Below are 577 nucleotides of genomic sequence, written 5' to 3'. Positions count from 1 at the left end.
ACGATATCTTTGTTTATAGTTTTAATAGCATCATCAGGTAATTTTATTCTGGCTTCGCACATCGATGAAGCAGAGATAGGATTATATTGCGGAAGTGGTGTTTTTTCACGAATGCAGTCATCCCATATTTCATTGATAATATAAAAATATCCATGATTATTCTTTCCTGATATAATTTTCATTAGGAAAAGAATAATCAGTTTTGTATCAATTGTTCTCTTTCTTTTTTGCCAAGATTTATCAATTCTTGAACATGAATTAAAAAAAGTTTTGTTTAGGCGTTGATAGATATTCATGATTCTTTCCCCCATTTAAACTTTATGTTTATAACATAATTATTTCCTTAACCGAATGCCATTGGTAAGCCGGAATCCCAGAAATTTCCGACTCCTAGACTATGTTTGAAAAGCAGTTTTCATTTGCATTATCACAACGAATAAGCAATGTATCAACAAAGTTGACACTTAAAATTATAACGGGTAGAGTATCTTCATTGTTGATACTTTGAGGAATTAAAAATGGCACAAGTAGTCGTGAAAAAATGGGGTAACAGTCCTTCTGTACGTCTTCCGGTAGC

At 32.1% G+C, this 577-nt stretch carries 1 protein-coding gene; it reads right to left on the bottom strand.

Going from position 1 to position 577, the window contains the following annotated elements; genetic code table 11:
* Positions 1–296: hypothetical protein (locus Xhom_RS25360; RefSeq protein ID WP_145957538.1), on the bottom strand; the 296-nt coding region annotated here is incomplete at its 3' end.
* Between the last annotated feature and the right edge of the window lie 281 nt (positions 297–577).

Source organism: Xenorhabdus hominickii (assembly GCF_002632725.1).
Lineage (GTDB): Bacteria > Pseudomonadota > Gammaproteobacteria > Enterobacterales > Enterobacteriaceae > Xenorhabdus > Xenorhabdus hominickii.
Note: the sequence above shows the minus strand (reverse complement) of the source record. Positions and strands in the feature narration are given on the sequence as shown.